At 47.8% G+C, this 19,973-nt stretch carries 23 protein-coding genes; 7 read left to right on the top strand and 16 right to left on the bottom strand.

The genetic code is table 11. The features are described from left to right. Window position 1 precedes the first annotated feature (1 nt). Entirely contained in the window at window positions 2-634 is a 633-nt protein-coding gene (locus tag BLW97_RS01265) for a zinc-ribbon and DUF3426 domain-containing protein (RefSeq protein WP_024893327.1), read from the top strand. An 11-nt stretch (window positions 635-645) separates the two neighbouring features. Beyond that, the gene (locus BLW97_RS01260) at window positions 646-888 is read left to right on the top strand and encodes a helix-turn-helix domain-containing protein (protein WP_010641203.1); all 243 of its coding nucleotides are present in this window, start codon (window positions 646-648) and stop codon (window positions 886-888) included. On the opposite strand, the gene BLW97_RS01255 is transcribed toward BLW97_RS01260, so the two are convergent. The 10 genes from BLW97_RS01255 to BLW97_RS01210 all read right to left on the bottom strand — a co-directional run bounded on the left by BLW97_RS01255 (window position 870) and on the right by BLW97_RS01210 (window position 10,102). Then, entirely contained in the window at window positions 870-1,550 is a 681-nt protein-coding gene (locus BLW97_RS01255) for a transglycosylase SLT domain-containing protein (RefSeq protein WP_010641202.1), read from the bottom strand. The two genes, BLW97_RS01260 and BLW97_RS01255, sit on opposite strands and share 19 nt — an antisense overlap. Beyond that, the gene (locus BLW97_RS01250; protein ID WP_207650535.1) at window positions 1,547-1,966 is read right to left on the bottom strand and encodes a ClpXP protease specificity-enhancing factor; all 420 of its coding nucleotides are present in this window, start codon (window positions 1,964-1,966) and stop codon (window positions 1,547-1,549) included. The genes BLW97_RS01255 and BLW97_RS01250 overlap by 4 nt, the downstream gene beginning before the upstream one ends. A 98-nt stretch (window positions 1,967-2,064) precedes the next feature. Further along, window positions 2,065-3,090 carry a chorismate transformation FkbO/Hyg5 family protein gene (locus BLW97_RS01245; protein WP_075322083.1) on the bottom strand — a complete coding sequence of 342 codons (1,026 nt, stop codon included), beginning with the start codon at window positions 3,088-3,090 and terminating at the stop codon, window positions 2,065-2,067. Between the two features lie 119 nt (window positions 3,091-3,209). Continuing rightward, the gene (locus BLW97_RS01240; RefSeq protein WP_242947646.1) at window positions 3,210-5,537 is read right to left on the bottom strand and encodes an MMPL family transporter; all 2,328 of its coding nucleotides are present in this window, start codon (window positions 5,535-5,537) and stop codon (window positions 3,210-3,212) included. A gap of 23 nt (window positions 5,538-5,560) precedes the next feature. After that, window positions 5,561-6,259, bottom strand: coding sequence for an outer membrane lipoprotein carrier protein LolA (locus BLW97_RS01235; protein ID WP_242947643.1), 699 nt, complete (start codon window positions 6,257-6,259; stop codon window positions 5,561-5,563). A 24-nt stretch (window positions 6,260-6,283) separates the two neighbouring features. Then, entirely contained in the window at window positions 6,284-7,204 is a 921-nt protein-coding gene (locus BLW97_RS01230; RefSeq protein WP_075322081.1) for an LpxL/LpxP family acyltransferase, read from the bottom strand. Continuing rightward, window positions 7,204-7,611 carry an ApeI family dehydratase gene (locus BLW97_RS20185; RefSeq protein ID WP_077218164.1) on the bottom strand — a complete coding sequence of 136 codons (408 nt, stop codon included), beginning with the start codon at window positions 7,609-7,611 and terminating at the stop codon, window positions 7,204-7,206. The genes BLW97_RS01230 and BLW97_RS20185 overlap by 1 nt, the downstream gene beginning before the upstream one ends. Then, window positions 7,511-8,884, bottom strand: coding sequence for an AMP-binding protein (locus BLW97_RS01220; RefSeq protein WP_075322080.1), 1,374 nt, complete (start codon window positions 8,882-8,884; stop codon window positions 7,511-7,513). Before BLW97_RS01220 ends, BLW97_RS20185 begins: the two co-directional genes overlap by 101 nt. Before the next feature lie 17 nt (window positions 8,885-8,901). Beyond that, a complete protein-coding gene (locus tag BLW97_RS01215) occupies window positions 8,902-9,627 on the bottom strand; it encodes a COG4648 family protein (protein ID WP_075322079.1) in 726 nt (241 codons plus the stop codon). A 145-nt stretch (window positions 9,628-9,772) separates the two neighbouring features. Then, window positions 9,773-10,102: a hypothetical protein gene (locus BLW97_RS01210; RefSeq protein WP_075322078.1), complete on the bottom strand. Its 330-nt coding sequence runs from the start codon at window positions 10,100-10,102 to the stop codon at window positions 9,773-9,775. Window positions 10,103-10,321: 219 nt separating this feature from the next. Between BLW97_RS01210 and BLW97_RS01205 the strand changes: the two genes are divergently transcribed. From BLW97_RS01205 to fabG, 4 genes are read left to right on the top strand one after another with little or no spacing between them, the layout of a single operon-like run. Beyond that, entirely contained in the window at window positions 10,322-11,518 is a 1,197-nt protein-coding gene (locus tag BLW97_RS01205) for a beta-ketoacyl-[acyl-carrier-protein] synthase family protein (protein ID WP_075322077.1), read from the top strand. 9 nt (window positions 11,519-11,527) lie between these two features. After that, entirely contained in the window at window positions 11,528-12,343 is an 816-nt protein-coding gene (locus BLW97_RS01200) for a beta-ketoacyl synthase chain length factor (RefSeq protein WP_075322076.1), read from the top strand. Continuing rightward, window positions 12,334-12,819, top strand: a complete 486-nt coding sequence (locus tag BLW97_RS01195) for a hotdog family protein (protein ID WP_075322075.1) — start codon at window positions 12,334-12,336, stop codon at window positions 12,817-12,819. The genes BLW97_RS01200 and BLW97_RS01195 overlap by 10 nt, the downstream gene beginning before the upstream one ends. Further along, window positions 12,816-13,553, top strand: coding sequence for a 3-oxoacyl-ACP reductase FabG (gene fabG / locus BLW97_RS01190; protein ID WP_242947638.1), 738 nt, complete (start codon window positions 12,816-12,818; stop codon window positions 13,551-13,553). Before BLW97_RS01195 ends, fabG begins: the two co-directional genes overlap by 4 nt. 77 nt (window positions 13,554-13,630) lie before the next feature. Here fabG and BLW97_RS01185 read toward each other — a convergent pair whose 3' ends face one another. The 5 genes from BLW97_RS01185 to bamE form a co-directional block, all read right to left on the bottom strand. Then, window positions 13,631-14,398, bottom strand: a complete 768-nt coding sequence (locus BLW97_RS01185) for a glycosyltransferase family 2 protein (protein WP_075322074.1) — start codon at window positions 14,396-14,398, stop codon at window positions 13,631-13,633. Next, window positions 14,395-15,111 carry a lysophospholipid acyltransferase family protein gene (locus tag BLW97_RS01180; RefSeq protein ID WP_242947637.1) on the bottom strand — a complete coding sequence of 239 codons (717 nt, stop codon included), beginning with the start codon at window positions 15,109-15,111 and terminating at the stop codon, window positions 14,395-14,397. The genes BLW97_RS01185 and BLW97_RS01180 overlap by 4 nt, the downstream gene beginning before the upstream one ends. Window positions 15,112-15,286: 175 nt before the next feature. Continuing rightward, window positions 15,287-16,609: an NAD(P)/FAD-dependent oxidoreductase gene (locus BLW97_RS01175; RefSeq protein WP_075322072.1), complete on the bottom strand. Its 1,323-nt coding sequence runs from the start codon at window positions 16,607-16,609 to the stop codon at window positions 15,287-15,289. An 80-nt stretch (window positions 16,610-16,689) separates the two neighbouring features. Beyond that, window positions 16,690-17,430, bottom strand: coding sequence for a polysaccharide deacetylase family protein (locus BLW97_RS01170; protein ID WP_065958051.1), 741 nt, complete (start codon window positions 17,428-17,430; stop codon window positions 16,690-16,692). A 75-nt stretch (window positions 17,431-17,505) separates the two neighbouring features. Next, the gene (bamE, locus tag BLW97_RS18890) at window positions 17,506-18,006 is read right to left on the bottom strand and encodes an outer membrane protein assembly factor BamE domain-containing protein (RefSeq protein WP_143214827.1); all 501 of its coding nucleotides are present in this window, start codon (window positions 18,004-18,006) and stop codon (window positions 17,506-17,508) included. Window positions 18,007-18,545: 539 nt separating this feature from the next. On the opposite strand from bamE, the gene BLW97_RS01160 reads away from it, so the two are divergent. Further along, on the top strand, window positions 18,546-18,812 hold the full coding sequence (locus BLW97_RS01160; protein WP_075322070.1) for a phosphopantetheine-binding protein: 267 nt from the start codon (window positions 18,546-18,548) through the stop codon (window positions 18,810-18,812). Between the two features lie 122 nt (window positions 18,813-18,934). On the opposite strand, the gene BLW97_RS01155 is transcribed toward BLW97_RS01160, so the two are convergent. After that, entirely contained in the window at window positions 18,935-19,939 is a 1,005-nt protein-coding gene (locus BLW97_RS01155) for a class 1 fructose-bisphosphatase (RefSeq protein ID WP_024893397.1), read from the bottom strand. Window positions 19,940-19,973: the final 34 nt, after the last annotated feature.

Here is a 19,973-nt window from a genome sequence, read left to right as displayed (position 1 = left end):
CATGGAAATAACCTGCCCGCGTTGCGAGTCCACTTTCAGCGTGGAAGCAAAGGCCCTGCAACAACATCACTATCAAGTGAAATGTGGCGTCTGCCAGCACGTCTTCCAGGTAAACCCGGACGACGAAACCAGTGCAGCCGGCGCCCATCTGGGGCAGCGTCTGGGCCGTTATTTACTCCTGTTGATTATTTTCCTGTTGATTTTGGCGCTGATTGGACAAATCCTCTGGTCAACGGGCGTCTATAGTTATGCAGCCAACAGTGCGCCCATCCGCCGTGCCATGATCCAGAGTGCCAACACATTAGGTACACAGATTTCCTGGCCGGGACCCAATAGGGAAATGCGCATTGTCGATAGTCATGTCACTGCGCTGGATAATCACTTGGCTGAAATTACCGGAAAAATGGAGAATCTGGCGGGGCACGTGCAGGCATACCCGGTCATCCAGGTCACTCTGAGTAATGTTTACGGTGCACCCATTGCCCATCTGCAATTCACACCTAAAGAATATCTGGCAAAGCCGGAAGAGAGCATCTCCGGATTTTTATCCCATACACCCGTTCAGTTCTCCATCAAGAGTCCGAAACTGATTGCCGCTGCAGGCTATCAGGTCACTCTGCTCAGTCAACCCTGAGGAGCAGGATCATGGCAACAGAATCAATGACTCTGAGTGACTGCGTGGTCATGATCGTGGATCGTTATCTGGACGATCTGCAGGGCGAAGCGCCAAAAAACCTGCATACTCAGGTTATTGAACAGGTGGAATGTGCCCTGCTCGAACACACACTGAAGAAATGTGACGGACAACGGGGTACGGCTGCCCAATGGCTGGGTATCAATCGCAATACCTTGCGAAAAAAACTGCAAAACTACGGGCTGGATACCTGAATAAGCTGCGGAGAGACCGAAACCGGAGTGGGCATATGATCAATAACACCCAGGCTTGGGCCAGAGCTGCTGCCATTGAGATAACGCTGGTAATAAGCCAACACCCGAGGTACATAGGCCTGGGTTTCAGCAAAGGGAGGGATGTGATAACCCGCCTGAATAACCGCACCGGAACCGGCATTATAGGCGGCCACGGCCAGTTTCAGATCACCGCTGAACTTACGCAGCAGATGGGCCAGATAAGCAGTGCCACCATTGATGTTTTCGGCCGGACTGAAAGAGTTGGAAACCCCGAAACGGGCCGCTGTAGCCGGAATTAACTGCATCAGACCAATGGCTCCCTTGGGTGAAACCGCACCGGCGTTATAACCAGACTCGGCAGAAATGACGGCATTGACCAAAGCCGGACTCACCCCGTAGCGGCTGGCCGCCGCGTGAATCAGCGACTGATATTGCTGTTTGGCTACCCGGTTGAAGTCGGCGCGAGCCGTAGCTACCGGCATTTTCGGGGTGCGCATGACCATGTGATATGCGCTGTTTCCAGCCGGAACATTGGTCAGATGCACGACCCCATGGCTATCTGTATAGGCGTAGATATTTGCCTCGGCCGCCCCCGCAATCAGGAGCAACAGCAGTCCGCAGAAACCCGCCTGAATTTTCATTTGATGACCCGCAATGAAGGTCTCTCTGGTTTTTCCTGAACCTCAGCAGCACGCGCTACACGATCTTCGGGTTCGGCTCCTGGAGGCGGCGCAACAGGCAGCTCTGGCTCCGCAAAACCCATACCCTCCTGGGTTTCTGCTGCATAAATAGCCACCACGGCCGCCATAGGTACATCCACCGTTCGCGCCACACCACCAAAGCGCGCATTAAAGCTGATCCAACCATCTGCCATGCTGAGGTTGTGGCAAGCATTCGGGGAAATATCCAGTATCATGCGCCCGTCTTTTTCATAACCGCTGGGAACCGCCACCCCCGGATAGGCAACCACCACCAGAATATATGGCGTATGACCCTGGTCAACACACCATTGATAAACACTATTCAGCAAATAAGGCTTGGCACTTTCAGGCAACAATTTGCATTCTCCATTCATTCCGGGTCTGGATGACTATCTTCCAGATGAGTCACTAGGGGATATATAGCCGAATTTTCAGAATCCTCAAGCTGTCATCATCAGTGGTGATGTTCAAGCGTACTTGTGCAAGGCAAAGCAACTGCTTCTATTTCAACCAAAAGGTCGCGTCGGCATATGTCCGCCTGGATAATCAGGCAATTTACCTCTTTACCGACTATCTGATCCATTTCCTCGCGAAACATCCAAAGATCAGCACCATTCCGCAAATAAGCCTTGAATTGCAAGTTGGCAAGTTCCCAGTCAACGCCATGAGAACAGCTGACCTCATGGAGCAGTGCCTCTATGTTTCGCATGGTCTCGCGGATTTGTTCACGACAATTATCGGGGTGCATACTTTGGTGACCCACAATACTTGCTGTGCCCGATATAAACAGGGTCGGTCCATCCAGATCAATCAGGCTGGCACGAGAAAAGGTAGGCGGGCAGGGTCCATAATTTTGAGGATAATCATAAGCTCGAATTTGACGAGGATTTTCAATGGCCAGTGGCGCATGATGCGAAGCCAGTGCAAACAATGCCAATGGAGTATTGCGCTGCGCGCCCAGCGCGCTGGCCGCTGGTGGTGCAACATCAATTACTGACCAGTTGCCGGCCATAAAAGCTTCTAGTCTACCTATATTGAACTGTCGGTAACGTTCAAGGCCAGTCGAATCATCGTTTATATCACCAATGTGGTTCCAGACTCTCAGCAGATGCGGATAGCCAAGAGCAGTTATTTCGGCAAGCAATGCGCAGTAGGCATCTCGTGTAGCGTCATGCAAACATTGTTCAGCATTACCGATTTCCACCGTCAGAAACAGTAAGGATTCATTGGCTCTCCAGGAAATTGGCCCGTGACTCCCCGCCCGCACTTTTTGCTGTGACCTCCAGAGTTCACAAATACCATCGCCATGACCCAAAACCGGGACGTTGACTAAAGAAACGGGGATTTCGAGCTCTCTGAGTCCCGTGTGAACTTGATTTGGACCATAATGCACAATACCCAGCACATGAGACAGATATTCTTTGGGTTGACGCAGCAAAATTTCAGTACTGATCCATTCAAGTTGCAGCGGCTCATTCATACATAACAAATCCTTCAAGGCAAGTAGTACCAGTCAAAAATAACACAAGCGCGCGCGTGATGACTCCTCCTCAAAAATCAGCACGGCCCAGAACAGGATCATCCACAATGATTTTGGAATCAGGATGCTTGACGTTGAGAAAAGCTTGCAGCGAACAACAGGGCTAGAAAAACGCCTGGAGCAACAGTGGCACCTATGGCCTGAAGAACAGGCACCCCGGAAAAAGCGAGTGGCGCGAATCCCATAATGGTAGCGGTATTGGCAATAACCAGAGAGGCGAGTGTACACGAAGCAATTCCCCCCTGACCATGCCTATCGGCCTGATCAAAAAATATTGCATAGTTTGACCCGATGGCAACAATCAGCATCAGCCCAATTAGATTCATGATATTAAGTTCATATCCGCACAAGACAAATCCTGCAGATACGCTCAGTACAGCGGCTGTTAGCGGTAACATTATTCTAAAAACCCGAACTGGGGAACGTAATAAAAACAATAAAAGCACCACGATAAGAACCGCACCGGCTAATGACAGTTTAATCACATTGGTGAGATAACCTTTATACAATTGATCTGATGAGCCGGATAAATCAATGAGCATGGCGTCTTTGATATGTTGCCGGGCAAGGCTGCTACGTATGCGCTGGGTATTCACAATCCCTGATGCAGGTGCCTTGATCGGCAAAATGGCCTGCCATCCTTTCCCATGGTGAACAAGCATGCTGTTAACCACCATACCAATGCTGGTGCCATGCAGATCGGCAAGTTTTAAGGGGGCACATGTACGTTGTATTTCAGCCTCGTGGATAAATGGTGTAAAAAGGGAGGCTTTTACCGGCAGGCCTGTTAAAGCCTCATGCAATCGCTTTGCCAATTGCGTTTGCGGTGGAATTGCTGCTTGCCGCTCTTGTTGCATGGTAATGCTTGGGAGATATCTAACAGGGCTTTCATAACTTGCAATCACATCATTTTCAACCAGGCCCTGTAAGGCAATTCCAGCCTTCTCAGCTGTCAACAACGTGGCGTTAATCGTGGGCCCTGAAACAACAACCAGATAACCGCTTCCAGATACCCCCAAATCAGCGCGCAGTCGTGCATAAAGTTTTTGCGCAGCCGCCGGAACCGGACTCAGAGCAGATGGTTTATAATCCCAGATATTATCATGATGGCTAACAAGGGTGACACAAGCAACTATCAACATTAAGACAATACCGGGCCTCAGGATAAAAAGAATCTTTTTCCAACGCAGCAGATATTCGCCAATAGCGCTTAAATCCCGCACCTTAAGATGACGAGGCTGCAGGATTGGCAAGATCAGCCTGGTAACAGTCGCCGCAGTAAGGAGACCTGCAATTGCATATAGACCAATTTGCGCTAACCCAGGTAAATTAGAAAACAGCAGGCTGGAAAAACCTATGACTGAAGTGAATACTCCCAATTTTATTGTCGGCCAGTAGTTACGGATCCATTCTTCTGTATTTTTTTCTGACTGATCAGACTGCACGAAAAAATAAATAGAATAATCTACTGCTTCACCAATTAACGCGGTGCCGAACCCCATAGTGATATCATAAACAACGGAAAAGCCAAGAGCCACCGCAGTAATCCCGACAATGACACCAGAAAATACCGGTACGAGGCCTAAAACCAACACAAACACAGAACGGTAAACAAATAAGAGCAATATCGTGATAAGCGTCATGCTGATGACGGACATCATCTCAGCGGCATGAACGATAGTATCACGGGAGGCCACCGAAATAACTCCAACCCCTGTCATCATTAAGGAAGTGCCTGTGGCTAACAAACCCGCCTCATTTTTGGTTTTAGCAAAGGCCAATCTGATGCTATTAACCGCAACCTGCTGAGCAGCCATGTCAGAACCAGAGGCCCGGGTCTGAGCCAATATCAAAGCACTCTGACCCGAACGAGACGACCAGACTCCATCTTGCGTCATTGGTCTTGCAACACGCCCCAGGGATTGAATCAGTTGCACTGTGGCCCCAGTTGGATCACTCGGAAACAGGGATTGGACCATTCCCCCACCCGGTGTAGCCAACATATTAATGGAATTTTCTATAGCTTTATGTAAACCAGCCACAGTAAAAAGTTGCGAGTTGACGCTAGGACTTAGCAGATAGCGATGGGAGAAAAAATAATGAAAAAAACTGGCATCATCATTGCTGCTGCCATTGCTAACCGAGAAAAATGCCGCGTTTCGCTGCAACTTCTTAACAATCTCATTGGAAATCTTGGCACGGGTGGAAGCATCACCGCCATTAATCTCAATCATGATTTGGCGTGACAAAATACCATGCAGTAATTGTTCATTCAGAACCGCTTGCTGTGCGGTTGGAGACTGCGGCATAAATTCCGAAAGACTGGCTGAAAAGTTGGCCGTCAAAATCAATGCACCACCTACAAACAAAACAGTCAGCCAGATCACGACGACCAAACCGTGAATTTTTCTCACGGGGTACCGGACGAAATGATGGTTATCAGCGAACGATCATTATTCATTTTCAGAGTATTAATGCTGGTAATACTACTATTGTTACCATCAACTTGAATATATCTAATCAGACCGGCCAGTTTTTTTTGTTTGGGTCGCAACGTCAAGGTCCAGTTTTTTTCATCACCCTTCAAAAAAAGATAAAAATATTGCTCGAGCATCTGCTGGTTACCAGTTAATACACCACGAATACTATCAACAAATGCAAGCAGTTCTGGATGATCTTGTAAGTGGATATCATGGTGGTCAATACTTAGGATGTCGCCGTGGATAAGCATGACCTCATTTTTTGGCTCAATGGTGTGCATCTCCAATCCATCTGGAGCAATAAATTGCATTTTCCCATATGATTCTATGGGTTTTTCCAGAATATTAAGAAATTTTTTTTCGACGAATGTAGCATGATCCGGTTGAGCGTGTGCCAGAGAATGCATGAGTTGATTAACATTCCATTCTGCAGCATCCGCGTCACTCGTCAGCATTACACTTAACCCCATGAATGCCATAATAATAAAAGCACTGTAACGAATATACCGAGTAGCCGAGGGGAATGAAAAACCTCCCAACCAAACCTGACACCTGCGGCCGGTGCTTTCAGGATATATTGTGATCATTTTGATCGGTATATCCAGCAGGCCTCGAAATATTTCAGCCATTGTTTTCAGAGTAATCTCCTCTATTCATTGCCAAAAGTCAAAAAAATTAAACCAGTTATACGGGGCCATATGACAGTACTTATCCAGCAATTCTACATATTTTGTTAATGCTTGTTGTAGTGCCGCTTCTCTTCCTTCTTTCTCTACCTCAGTGAAATCGGCCAATGGCTCTATAAAAACTTCATATTTCCCCGGTCCAGTATGTAACCCAGTCATGAAGAAAACCGGCCTGCGCAATATTGCCGCTATTCGTAATGGACCATTTGACCATAAAGCAGATTTACCCAGAAACGGAATTGGTTGCATTTTCTCCTTTCCAAAAGAACGATCTCCAAGCAACCCAACCAAGGCACCATTTTCCAGTTCATTTTGTACGCAAATCATCGAATCTACACGGCCTGGAGATATAACATTTTGTTCAATATTCGGGTTTATCGCTGAAAGAATGGCATTAACACGCTCCGCATTTTTTTCATACATCACCATAATTACACGGGGATCAATATGCTGTCGGCCAAGGCCTCTTAACACCTCGAAACTACCGAGATGTGCGCCGAGCAGCAATACACCTCGTCCTGTCGCAACAGCTGTATCAACGGCCTCTGGTTGGTATAAAGATATATCAAAAAAGTCAAAACGATCATTAAGCAAATAAATCCGATCATGGATTGTCGCTGCAAAAGAAAAAAAATGTCGATAAACTTGCCAAATATGTGCCGGTCGGCCAAATACTCGAGTGAGATAGGCTTGCGATGACCGCCTGGCTTTTGGTGCAAACAACACAAAGTAACCGGCGATCAGATACAAGATAAGGTGAGCCAAGCGACGACCCAACTTCAGGGAAATCCAGGTGATGAGCCGTAACATGGTCATGCTGCCACGTTCTGGAGTGCGTGCCCAACCTTGCTGATCTGAAGATAGTGACGCCTGGTCTCGTGCAAACATCAGCAGAGATCGAATGTTGTAGCTGGTTTGAGATTTCCTGCGGCAATCTTTCTTTTATTCTCATAAATCTCAAAAAAGATAGTCTTATCCTGCCTTATATCAAAACGTAAACTCAGCAGATCTCCAGGGGAGACAGGGCTATAAAATTTTGACGCGGTAATATGCCCTCCTGCCATTATAGCCTGGCCAATTGTAGACTCGATGACATGAATTGCCTCGTCAACCAGCATCACCCCGGGAACAATGGGATGCCCCGGGAAATGCCCGGAAAATACCGGATGCGTCGCGGGGAAGCTGAAGAATATCTCATGCTGTGTCAGGATTGTTCCCCCTTTTATGGTATGCAGTGACCAATGCCAGAAGCGCCTCGCGCGGCAGTTTACCCGTATTATTACGCGGCAAGGCATCAACCAAAAGCAGGGGGCGCGGAAGAAAAGCCGGATCAATACGTTCGCGCAGTTTGGTGTTAATCAACTGGGCATCTACCCCATGTGCTACGACAAAAGCTATCAGCCGGCTAACACTACCAGGCATACCATCTTCAGGCATAAAAAAAACGCCGTCTTGAACTTCCGGGATAGAGTTGAGTTGATGGTTTAGATATTCCAATGAACTGCGTTTCCCAGCGATATTGACAAGATCGGCGGCTCGACCCTGCAGAAGAAATTGTTCCTTGTTCAGAACCTCTAGGTTGTCACTGATTTCGGTTTTCTGCGTCAAATGCCCTCCCCCAACCCATAAGTGCTTAGCCTCTTTTGTCAAATGCAGGCCCGGTAATAATGTCCATGCATCAGTTTGTGCAGTCCGCCGGGTGGCAATCAAACCTGTTTCAGTAGATCCGTAAATTTCCTGCAACGGTGCTCCAAAGCTGGCCTCCGCTTTTTGAGCAAGATCCTGGGGTAATGGAGCCGTCGCTGAAACCAGCAAGTCGGCAGTAGGTAAACAAATATTGGCACTGAGTAACGCACGGAGGTGAATAGGCGTGCTCACCAGCAAGCGAGGGCGTGGCAACGATGAAAATTCAGCTCCAATATCTGCCGGATAAAAATATTGTGGGGAGCTGAGGGCTCCTCCACTTTGCAAAACAATCAGTATCGTTGATTCCAAGCCATACATATGTTGAGGTGGCACTGTACCAAGGACAGTATATTTACGTCCATCAAACAAGCCCAGCCGTTGGGCTTCAGAACGAGCACTCCCCACCAGAGCAGCCCACCTTTTCAGGTGAGGTACAGGACTTCCAGAAGATCCTGATGTGAACACATAACCTACCGGCAAATTCCCAGGAAGAAGAGGTATCGGCATATTTTTATGGACCTCCGATTTGGGAGGCAAGTCAGACAGGCAAAGTTGGGGCAAGTTGATGTCGTTATCCGCATCGTTGAGGCAAAACACATCCGGGGCGAAGCGTAGCATCTGATTGATGGTTTCGTTCGTATATGTCGACGGTAGGAGACTTATTTTATTAGCAGTCATGACTGCGGCGAGCCCCACCATGAAGCGGTAACGGTCATGGCAAACATTGAGAACATGTTTACCAGGAAGAAGCATGGCACGAATCTGCTCCACGTCCGCCAAAAATTGACGCACTGTAATCGCTTCACCATGCCTAAACGCTACGATATCGCTCGCAGATGTGTGAGTCATCAGTGGAAGAAGATTCGTTGCCGGAGTATCCATAGATAATGAATAGTACCTTATCTATTGCCATTGCGTGGCTTTTCTTTGCTCAGCGCAGCATCAGAATACAAGAAAAAAGCGTGAAGCGCTTCCACCATTCCGGCACGTTCGCCTACCGGTATGATGCGGCAACGCACTGTATATTCAGCAAACATCATAGAAACTACCAGCCCCATAGTAATAGCATTGGTTATCAAAAAAAATAAAGGATGCGGTGAAAATTCAAAAACAATTAACGGCAGAAACGTCATGAAGCCGAACAAAGAGGTCCAAGCTATTGTTACCTGTCGCGTGTACTGCGCCACTTTTACATTCAGCGGGCCATGCACCAACTCAGCAATTCTGGAGATCATAGGAATACGCCCAGGGAGCAACGTGATGCCAAAAGCAAAAGCTGATAGTGCAAAAATGCAGCTTCTCTGAACCATGTACGTCCAGCTCAGATAGTTCACCAGAGTAGCTTGATAATGCCACAAAGCAAAAATTCCGGCGGCAATAGCGACAAATCCGATGTTCCGGTATTTGGTCTTCCATAACATAATTAAAATCAAAACAACAATAGGAAGATAAGAAACAACGACAAGAAAAGCCCCTGGATGCGCAGAAGATACCCCTCGATAGGCGAGTATTTGATATACAAAAAAAATCAATACAATAAATGCTATTCCCAAGTAAGTTTTCAACTTCCCTGATGACAGCTTTAACTGAACAGATTGAAAAAATTGATTGTGCAGCGATTTCATCCGTTCCGCCTTCCAAGAATCTACCATTACAAAACAATCCAACTGTAATATCGTTCAGAATAATAACATGGCACCATTCTATTTGAAGCTTTCGGTTCAAAATGAATCAGATTGCATTGGGCACCATGGCCTTGCTGCCAGTTTATTATATTGAATGGGTCCATACCTCTCCTCCAATATCAGCCACCCACCGCCGCAAACTGATGTGGTCATGACCTATAATCACGCTCATACCAACTTCATTCTGTGAGGGATAGAGAGCCAAATCCGCAATGTTGCACAGCAAACAGCATGTCATAATCGACGAACTCGCTCTGCCTACAGGAAGTTCAATATTATTCTTGCTTCCTTGAATCCACAAAGGCAGGCCGACTCCTTCAGCGTCAAACAGCTTCAGCCCTGCAGCAACCAGCAATTTCGCTTCGCTTAACACCTGTGAAAAACTATAGCCTACTACATAAAAATCACAAGTCACTTACCCGTTGACCCTGTTGCACCAGACCCGCTCTTCCCGTCAGTCAGGCAGAGCACCAGCTTGCACAGAAAGAAAACCTATAAATACCATAGATTATCGCCCTATCAAGATATGTCCACCTCAAGTTTCGGTTCCTGGAATACGATTAAACCGGTTTGACATTCATGGGGGCCCCGACCACAATGCTTTCATGATTTATTGTTGTAATTTATAAGACACATGACATCGGCGCTTATAACACGATTCACTGCGACGAGTAGCATTGGACGCGGTTTGGAACAGACAAAAACTGCACTGAGCGAACGCCGGTGCGGACTGAGGCGTCGTGCCTTTCAGAATATAAACATCAACACCTGGGTCGGTGAAGTAGACGCCGTTGACGACGAAGAAATAAGTCCGGACTTAAGGAGTTTCAACTGTCGTAATAATCGGTTAGCGCAAATGGCTCTGCGCCAGGATGGATTTGAGGAGGCGGTAGAAGTTGCTATCGAAAAATGGGGTCGCAAGCGTATCGGCGTCTACATGGGGACCAGTACTGCCGGGATACTCCAGACCGAACTGGCATTTCAACATCGTGACCCGGTAAGCGGAAGCCTGCCAGCAGATTTTATTTATGCTTGCACTCACAGCCCCTACTCTTTAAGTGACTTTGTACGGCGCAAATTACGCCTTGAAGGCCCAGCCCTTTCGGTCTCTTCTGCCTGCTCTTCCAGCGCCAAGGCTCTCGCTTCAGCAAAACGCATGCTGGACTTGGGACTAATTGACGCTGCAGTTGTTGGCGGCGTAGATTCGTTATGCGCTACCACTGTTTACGGTTTTCATTCCTTGGGGTTATTGGCCGACGGCCCTTGTCAACCGTTCAGCGATGATCGCAAAGGGATATCCATTGGCGAGGCAGCAGCTTATCTGCTCGTAGAGCGCATGCCAAAAAATCACTGCGGAGATGAGGTACTCCTGTTAGGTGTAGGTGAATCCAGCGATGCTTATCACATGTCATCCCCCCACCCTGAGGGTCTCGGAGCACGTTTTGCTATGGAACAAGCTCTGTCCACATCCGGTTTAAAGCCCGCAGACATCAATTATATCAACCTGCACGGTACCGCCACGCTCAATAACGACATTTCCGAGGCCAAAGCCGTGGCGAGTGTCTTCGGCATCAATACGCCATGTAGTTCTACAAAAGGAGCAACTGGACACACCTTGGGTGCTGCAGGGGCTCTGGAAGCCGTTATTTGTGCCATTGCCATTCAAAATAATTTGTTGCCAGCAGGCCCAAAAGCCAATCAGAGAGACACGTCAACCGGCATTCAATATCTTGCTTCAAACCAAAGGCAAAGTGTTTACCATGTGTTAAGTAATTCCTTCGGTTTTGGCGGCAGCAACTGCAGTTTGGTCTTTGGCCGCTCCCGCAAGTAAAATGACATCATGACAATGCTTAATGCTTATCTTGATGGTATTGGCCTGCTCGGCCCTGGACTTGGAAGCTGGTCGCAGGGATTGGCTATACTGACAGGGCAATCTCCTTACCAAAATCAGAAAACCGTATTATCACCCCCAGCTTCGTTACCAACAGCAGAACGACGTCGCGCCAGTCCAGGAGTCATGGCTGCCTTGGAGGTAGGTCATGCAGCCTGCGCTATGGCTAATGTGCCGCCCGCAGAACCTGCATCAGTTTTTGCTTCGTCTGGGAGTGATGGCCGCATCTGTCATTCGATTTGTACAGCGCTGGCATCTGGAGACACCATGATTTCTCCCACTCAGTTTCATAATTCCGTACATAATGCGATTTCTGGTTATTGGGGCATTTCTGCGGGTGCAATGACACCATCCTCTGTGGTCAGTGCACATGATGGAAGCTTTGCCGCAGGACTCCTGGAAGCCATTGTGCTCTTGGCCACTACGGAACTACCTGTGCTGTTAATAGCCTGCGATAGTGACTATCCTCAGCCTCTGTACGATGCCCGACCAATCGTTGACACTTTTGCCGTGGCACTGTTATTAAAATCTACACTTAGCCTTGGAAAGACGCTAGCTCAGATCAGCATCTGCAGCGAGAACCTATTCACCGATGCTATTGTGCAGACCATGAACCACCCTGATCTTGAAATTTTGCGCCAATCCAATCCTGCGGCACACTGCCTGCCGCTGCTTCAGCGCATAGCAATTGAAAAACCCGGTCGTGTTGTTCTGAATTATGAGAATCCATCCTGTCTGAGTATGGATATAGCACCATGCCTTTAGATCGCCAATGGATTGCGAAACAAATACCCCATCAGGATCAAATGCATTTGCTTGATGCCGTGGAACAATGGGATGAAAACACCATTACCTGCAGGGCGACCAGTCACCGCTGTGAGACTTTGCCTCTCCGTGCCCATGGACGACTCGGCGCTGCCTGCGGTATTGAATATGCGGCACAGAGCATGGCAGTACATAACGCTTTGTCGTGCCCCAAAACGGGGGAGAGTGATATGACTCATTTAGGATATCTCATCAGCGTACGGGAAGTTGCCTTGCATGTATCGCGCCTTGATGACATTGAATGCGATCTAAAGATCAAGGCCGAAAAACTGGCTGACAAAGGCAATGCCTTGTATCACTTTACAGTTATGGCTGCGAGCTGTGTGCTGCTGGAAGGACGTGCGGCGCTTTTATTGGGCGTCAATGGGCTTGCAGCGGAACCCTTTTTGCAATCCCCCTTGACCACACTCGAATGAGTATAAGCTGCATACCGAAGCGTGCACTGGTTACTGGTGGTAGTGGCGGTATTGGTGCAGCCATAGCCAGAAGACTTGCTGAAGATGGCCACCAAGTCATTATTCACGCTCACCAAAACCTGCCAAAAGCCCAAGCATTAGCTGACCAGATAGTACTCGCTGGTGGAAAAGCAAGTACGCTGGCTTTTGACATCACTGACGTTGAGGCTACCAATACAACCTTGCAGAAAGAACTTGAATGTGGCCCCATCCAGATTCTGGTCAACAATGCGGGCATTCATGACGATGCAGCCTTTCCGGCCCTAAATGCAAGGCAGTGGCATGACGTGATAGATGTTTCACTCAATGGTTTTTTTCATGTAACACAGGCAATGCTCATGCCTATGATCCGTACCCGCTGGGGGCGTATCATCAATATCACCTCGGTGGCGGCCCAAACAGGTAACCGTGGTCAGGTCAATTATTCGGCAGCTAAAGGAGCATTACATGCAGCCACCAAATCTCTGGCGCTGGAGGTCGCCAGCCGGGGCATTACTGTGAATGCAGTAGCGCCTGGCATTATCGCCACGGACATGAGTGCTCAAACCTTCACTACCGAAACCATTGCGCAAATAGTGCCAATGAAACGTGCCGGACGCGCGGATGAGGTGGCCGATCTGGTTGGATTTCTAGCCTCGGAACAAGCTGGCTATATCAGTGGACAGATTATTTCCATCAACGGCGCAATGGCATAAACCGCAGATGGCGCCTGGCAAATGCATCCCCCGGGGCGATCTTCCTGCGCCAGCCGGTGTCAGCGGATCCAGTGGACTCATTGTGTCCGCGCTGAATAACGACGCAAAAACAATGCGGGGAGGCGTAACAAAAATCCGAAGAACAGACGGGTGTGCATCCAGGTAAGCAGCAGGTTGTCCCGCAAATAATGGAAATGGGATACCCCCCCTTCATCCATATCAAAATAACGCACTGATGCGGGCATATTGATAATCCGGACACCAAGCCAGGACATTCTCACTGCCGCCTCAGGGTCAAAATCGAAGCGCCGCATCCATCGATGTGCATGCATCAGCTGCCGTAGTGGGGAAACAGGATAGACGCGAAAACCAAACAGCGAATCACCAATGCCACCACCCAGTGTCTCCAGGTTGGTCCACCAGTTGGATATCCGCCGGCCTTTTACACGCAAGGCCGGCGCACTGATATCGAATACCGGAACCCCAAGAATCATGGCGTCTGAATTTTCATGTGATGCCGCCATGAAGTCGGGAATACGCTCCATGGGATGTTGCCCATCGGAATCCATTGTAAGCACATGGGTGTAACCTTGAGCAGCCGCCTGATCCAAACCAAAAAGCACAGCTGCACCTTTACCCTGATTATCGGAGCGTTGAAAAACGCGTATTCCACTATCTTGGGCAGCCATAGCTTCCAGTCCAGCAGCTGTTCCATCAGTACTGCCATCCACTACAACCCATACGGGGTTCCACTGCAACCGCGCCGAAACAACGGTTTCATATACTTTTGGGCCCGGATTATAGCTGGGAATCAATACTAGATGGGTGACTGAAGCTTCGTTCATTGTCTCTCTGCTTCTGTTGGATAAAGCGGCGGGAATGGAACTTCCGTCATTGCTGACTCGAAATATCTTTCCAGCTCAACCGTAAAACCACGCACATCGCTCGGTGGGGCAAAGCGTTTGCCTAAACGGATCCGATAATGAATAGGCATAGATGGTTTACGAAAAAAAGACCAGCCTTTGGTCAGGAAAGCCGAGTCGGTTTCAATAAACACAGTTTGAATAGGTACCTTGGCTTCCTTGGCAATCAGGGCAATGCTGCCATGCACGGTCCCAATGGGGAGGCGTGTAGTTCTGGTACCTTCCGGAAAAAGCAGCAAATGGCTACCACCGCGCAGGTCTTCCGTGGCAAGGCGAATCATCTTGCGTAAAGAATCGTTGCGGATATATCCAGCCAAACGAGCCCCCGCACCAAAAAACAGGTTATTTACCAAATCAGACTTCAAGATGCACGCCAGATTGGGCAATCGCGAAATCACCATCAGCGCGTCCAGCATGGACGGATGATTAGGCGCAATGATCATGGGCGAATCATTTTGGAGAATATCCAGTGCTTGCAGATTAAAATGGCAAGCGCCCATACCAGAAAGTGCCCACAAATACATTCTGAAACCCATAGTAATAATTATCCGCCCGGTGAGCGTTTTCCATTTTCTCGGCAAAATCAGGTTTAATGGCAAAGCCAACAAGGTCCATAACAAACTGATGCCTGCCAACAAACCTAGTCCACAATAAAAAATGAGGTATTCTCGCAGAGTCCGGAGTCTGCTTGGAGAACCCGCGTCTGGAATCTGGCTCATACCCCACCGCTAAAAAATAGACTTTCGATTTCTCCAATTTTTACCAAAAGATCTCCCAAGCTATATCGGCCTGATGATAAAACACTGGAGGTCACTCTACCCGTATATTTTCTTTTCGTTGCTTCCAGGCTGACCACGAACGCGTCGCATGCCGCAAAGAAGCTAAGTAATAAATGCTCTTGAAGGCGGCGAGCGAAGGTTTGATCGGTGTCTTCTTGAAAATATCTCCCGCAAGGACCGAGATAACCGCCTCCCGAGCTCGGAAAATATTCCCTGAACGCATAAAAAGATCAATCATGGTCGGTTGGGTGATTCGATAGATGTACCAGGAAAACACCTTGCCTCCATGGCGCACCTGTTGATCAAAACGTCTGAGCGCCTTTGTGGCTTTTTGCGGCTCACGCAAACAAGTGTCAATGGTCTTTGCACCAATGAAAGCACTTTGCATTGCCAACATGACCCCCGAAGAAAAAACCGGATCATAGAAAGCGAATGCATCACCGAGTAATAGATAGTTGGAACCATGGGTTTGTTCACAGACATATGAGTAGTTGCCAGTCGCATTCACTGAACTGGTACGTTGTGCATTCACCAGCCGCGCTGCCAGATCGGGACATAACGCGATGGTGTCCATAAAAAATTCCTCTACTGATTTTGTTCTGGATTTCAGATAGTACGGCCAAACCACAGATCCCACGCTGGTCGTTCCATCAGCGAGGGGAATAAACCAGAACCATCCATGCTCAAACCAGAAAAAAGAAATATGACCCTCCTCTTTACCCTCAAGACGTCGAGCCCCCTGAAAATGCGCATAAAGAGCCGAACTATTATGCTTTGGGTTACGACGCTTCTGCTTGAAAAGATTTCCCAAAAAGGTATCGCGACCAGATGCATCCACAAGAAAGCGTGCCTGCAAATTTTCCTGTCGACCATCTTCATACTCCGCAAGGATCCGGACTCCCGCATTATCAGGCAAAAAGTCCACTGCTTTGGCTCGGCAACCTTCAATAACCTTGGCACCCTTTCGCTCGGCATTGCGAATAAGTATCTCGTCGAAATCCGAGCGCCGCACTTGATATGCCATTGGCATAGTCTTGTCCCATGCGTCGGCAAAAGCAAAGTTCTGCGGCTTTTCAGTATGGTAGGGTGAATTAAATTCCGCCCCCCATTTTTCCATGCCAATTTGCTTCACTTCTTCTGCAACGCCCAATTCTTGCAACAAGGGCAAATTGGCCGGAAGCAGTGATTCTCCAATATGAAAACGAGGATGATGCACCTTTTCCAGAACCGTCACTTGATAGCCCCGTTCCACCAGCAGCGCACTGACTGTAGAGCCCGCCGGTCCACCGCCGATCACCAGAACATCGCAAATTTTTGTTGTCAGGCTCGGACCGGTTATTTCTTCGTTTTCCATTTGTTGTCTTCTCCACTGTATTTTTCACAAAACATTGTCAACGATTACGCCCTCAGCAGACGCCTGAACCATAAACAAAATTAGAAACCACTGTTATCAAGTGCCATTGGCAAAGACACACTGTGTAGATCATGTTGTTCAAAACACTCCAATAGCCTAGGCAACACCTCAAGGACGACGGGTTGACCGGTAACCGTGCTCGCCGACCCTCCATCGTGCATCAACAAAATATCACCTGCAGATAAATTATGGACGAGGCGACGGAAGACCAAATCAGAATTATGACAAACCGTATCATAACCGCGCCGGGTCCAGGCCACATGTTGCATGTGCAACTGGCGCAAAACAAAGCCTAACCAAGGACTTCGAAAACCAAAAGGTGCACGAAAGAACCTGGGATTGACACTATTATTGGCTAAATTCAAGACCTGTTGTGTAGCTAGGACTTCTATCGTCAATTTTCTCATCCCGCAAAATGCAAACAAATTTCGGTGGTTGTAACTATGATTTTCAATGCTGTGCCCTCGACGAACGATTTCCGCGAGCAAGTCCGGATGTGCGACTGCTTTCTTGCCAATACAAAAAAAACTGGCCTTAGCGCAATATTTGTCGAGTTGGTCCAGTATCAGGGGAGTCACATAGGCATCTGGTCCATCGTCGAACGTCAAAACTATCTCACCACGCTTAACAGCGTTTTCTGGCAAGCGTACCAGATTACTGCTGATCACTTTGCAACGGGGACACATTACCAGAAAGCCCAGTCCAACATTTACCAAAACCACCACCCCTGCAAGAACCCAAAGCACTGAGGTTAACTGCATATGTCCAAAAACCTCCAATTCCAAGCCACCCTAAGCAGATCAACCCCCAGAGAAAATAACCATAACCATATATTTTTATGGTGTATTTGTATCCACTGTTATTTTAATCAAACTATCTGTGGATCCAAATCGAGAGTTGTTGTCATAGGTAAGAACACCTTGATCCTTGTAAAATGCTTCCGTACGACGCGTATCACCGCCAAAGTAGAATGGGATAAATTGCTTGCCGGTGATATGGCTCGAAGTATGACTTGGGAAACCAATCAACTGCTCGACTTGTTGTCTGGACATACCTACTTTCAATTTGGAGAATGGCGAGCCGGGGGCAGGAAGAACCACGGGAGCTTTTGTCTCAAGTGCTGGTGCCGAGTTTGTAATGGCTGTAGGAGCCGGGGCCGCAGCATTAGCTTGGGCAGACGAAGAGATTAATGCAGGCTTACTCGCGTCGTTTGCGCAACCAATCAGCCCAAAAGTCAAACAACTTACCGATAATATTCCAAAAATTCTCATGGCTGAGTTCATTGTTCTAATTTCCCCATGTTGAATATCAATTAAGATGATTGATGTGTATTCCACTGACTTATACTGCGGTTTATGCTACAGACGAAAGCCTGTCCAGTCTAGCAAGTGGCTGACCACAAACACACTGCCACTGACATCTTCGCGTATGCCTCATTAGTTTTTACAAAATTGAAAAATGGTCATCACAGATCTACATAACCATTCAGCTGGCGCATGGAATGGATAACATATTCTTAGCAATGTATTCATTGTTGCATGCCCTGTGGTAATCTATACCCTGTTGTTAGAAGGTAAATGGCGCTTTTCATTGTGCAGAAAGGCTGGAATTTTAGTACTTGCGAGGTATTTGGCCGTACTACAGCTTTTGGAGATTGGCACCTACCTCCAACGGTGGGGGCAGAAGATTAAAACAGGGAAAAGAGGCAATTGCTGGCCGTCAAAAAAGTTGATCTCAGCATCAATTTTGTTTTAAGCGCTTAATTTTAAAAATTATTTTTAGAGGAATTATATTTATAGAAAATAAAAAATATTAGAATTAATATAACATAATGATCCTGATTTATCTCAGTTCAAAAAAATGGAGATCGTCAAGTATGAACAACCTTACGCCCCAGGAAATGGAATTAAGCTCACTGATAATAAAAACATTGAATCTTTCTACCGAACCGCACAACATCGACCCTGAATCACCACTATATGGTGGAGAATTAGGGCTTGATTCTATTGATATTTTAGAGATATCTATGGTTGTATCAAAAAAATACGGGGTGACCATAGCCAACGATAGTGAAAATAAAGTGGAAATTTTTAGTTGCCTGCGCAATCTATCCACTTATATAGAGTCACACCAAGTCATTTAGCACTTGATTTGAGTAAATGCTGACATTTCTTGAAAATTTGATCACACCCCCATAATGCGCGGTTTGTGTGAAACAAAAAGCTCCCGACCAAACTCGGGAGCTTTTTCAGTTCTGCTGAAAAATCAGTGCTGATGGTAACTGAGCACCCGTTCGACTTCATTTTTAGCGCCCAAAATGACGGGAACTCGCTGATGCAGTCCCTCCGGCTGTATTTCCAGAATCCGTGCAGTCCCGGTACTTGCTGCACCACCCGCCTGCTCCACCAGATAGGACATGGGGTTGGCTTCATACAACAACCTGAGTTTGCCGGGTTTTTTGGGGTCTTTCTGATCAAAGGGATACAGAAAAATTCCGCCCCGGCAAAGAATGCGGTGAACATCCGCAACCATGGAACCCACCCAGCGCATGTTGAAATTCCGCCCACGCGGACCTTCTGTACCTTGGTTCAGCTCATCAATATAACGTTGTACCGGTTTCTGCCAGTGCCGATGATTACTCATGTTGATGGCATATTCACTGGTGTCTTCCGGAATGGTCATTTGCTTGTGGGTGAGAATGTATTCGCCGATGGACGGGTCCAGGGTGAAGCCATTGACCCCGTGCCCCGTACTGTAAACCAGCATGTTACTGGACCCATACAGGGCATAACCGGCACACACCTGCTCCACACCCGGCTGCAGGAAATCTTTCATACTGGCATCCCGTCCCGCAACTGGCGCTCTGAGAATGCTGAAAATCGTTCCGACACTAATCCCAACATCCGTGTTGCTGGAACCATCCAGAGGATCAAAAAGAAGCAGGTATTTACCTCTGGGAACACTATTGGGGATGGAATAAGGATCATCCATTTCCTCGGAAGCCATCCCCGCAAGATGACCCGTCCAGTCCATGGCGTGCAAAATGGCGTCGTTGGAAATAATATCGAGCTTTTTCTGTACTTCGCCCTGGACATTATCAGTCCCGGCACTTCCCAGGGCCCCTACCAGGGCACCCCGATAAACCTGTGCACCGATAAACTTGCAGGAAACGGCCAGATCATTCAAAAGTGCAGCAAAGTCTCCGGAGGCCTGAGGATGCCGTCGTGTTTCTTCCGTAATGAATTGTGTCAGGGTAGTCCCAATATGCATGCGCCGATCCTTTAATTAAGCAATGAAAATTTGT

It is taken from the genome of Acidithiobacillus albertensis, assembly GCF_001931655.1.
Classification (GTDB): domain Bacteria; phylum Pseudomonadota; class Gammaproteobacteria; order Acidithiobacillales; family Acidithiobacillaceae; genus Acidithiobacillus; species Acidithiobacillus thiooxidans.
This window is presented reverse-complemented; position numbering and strand designations above follow the sequence as displayed.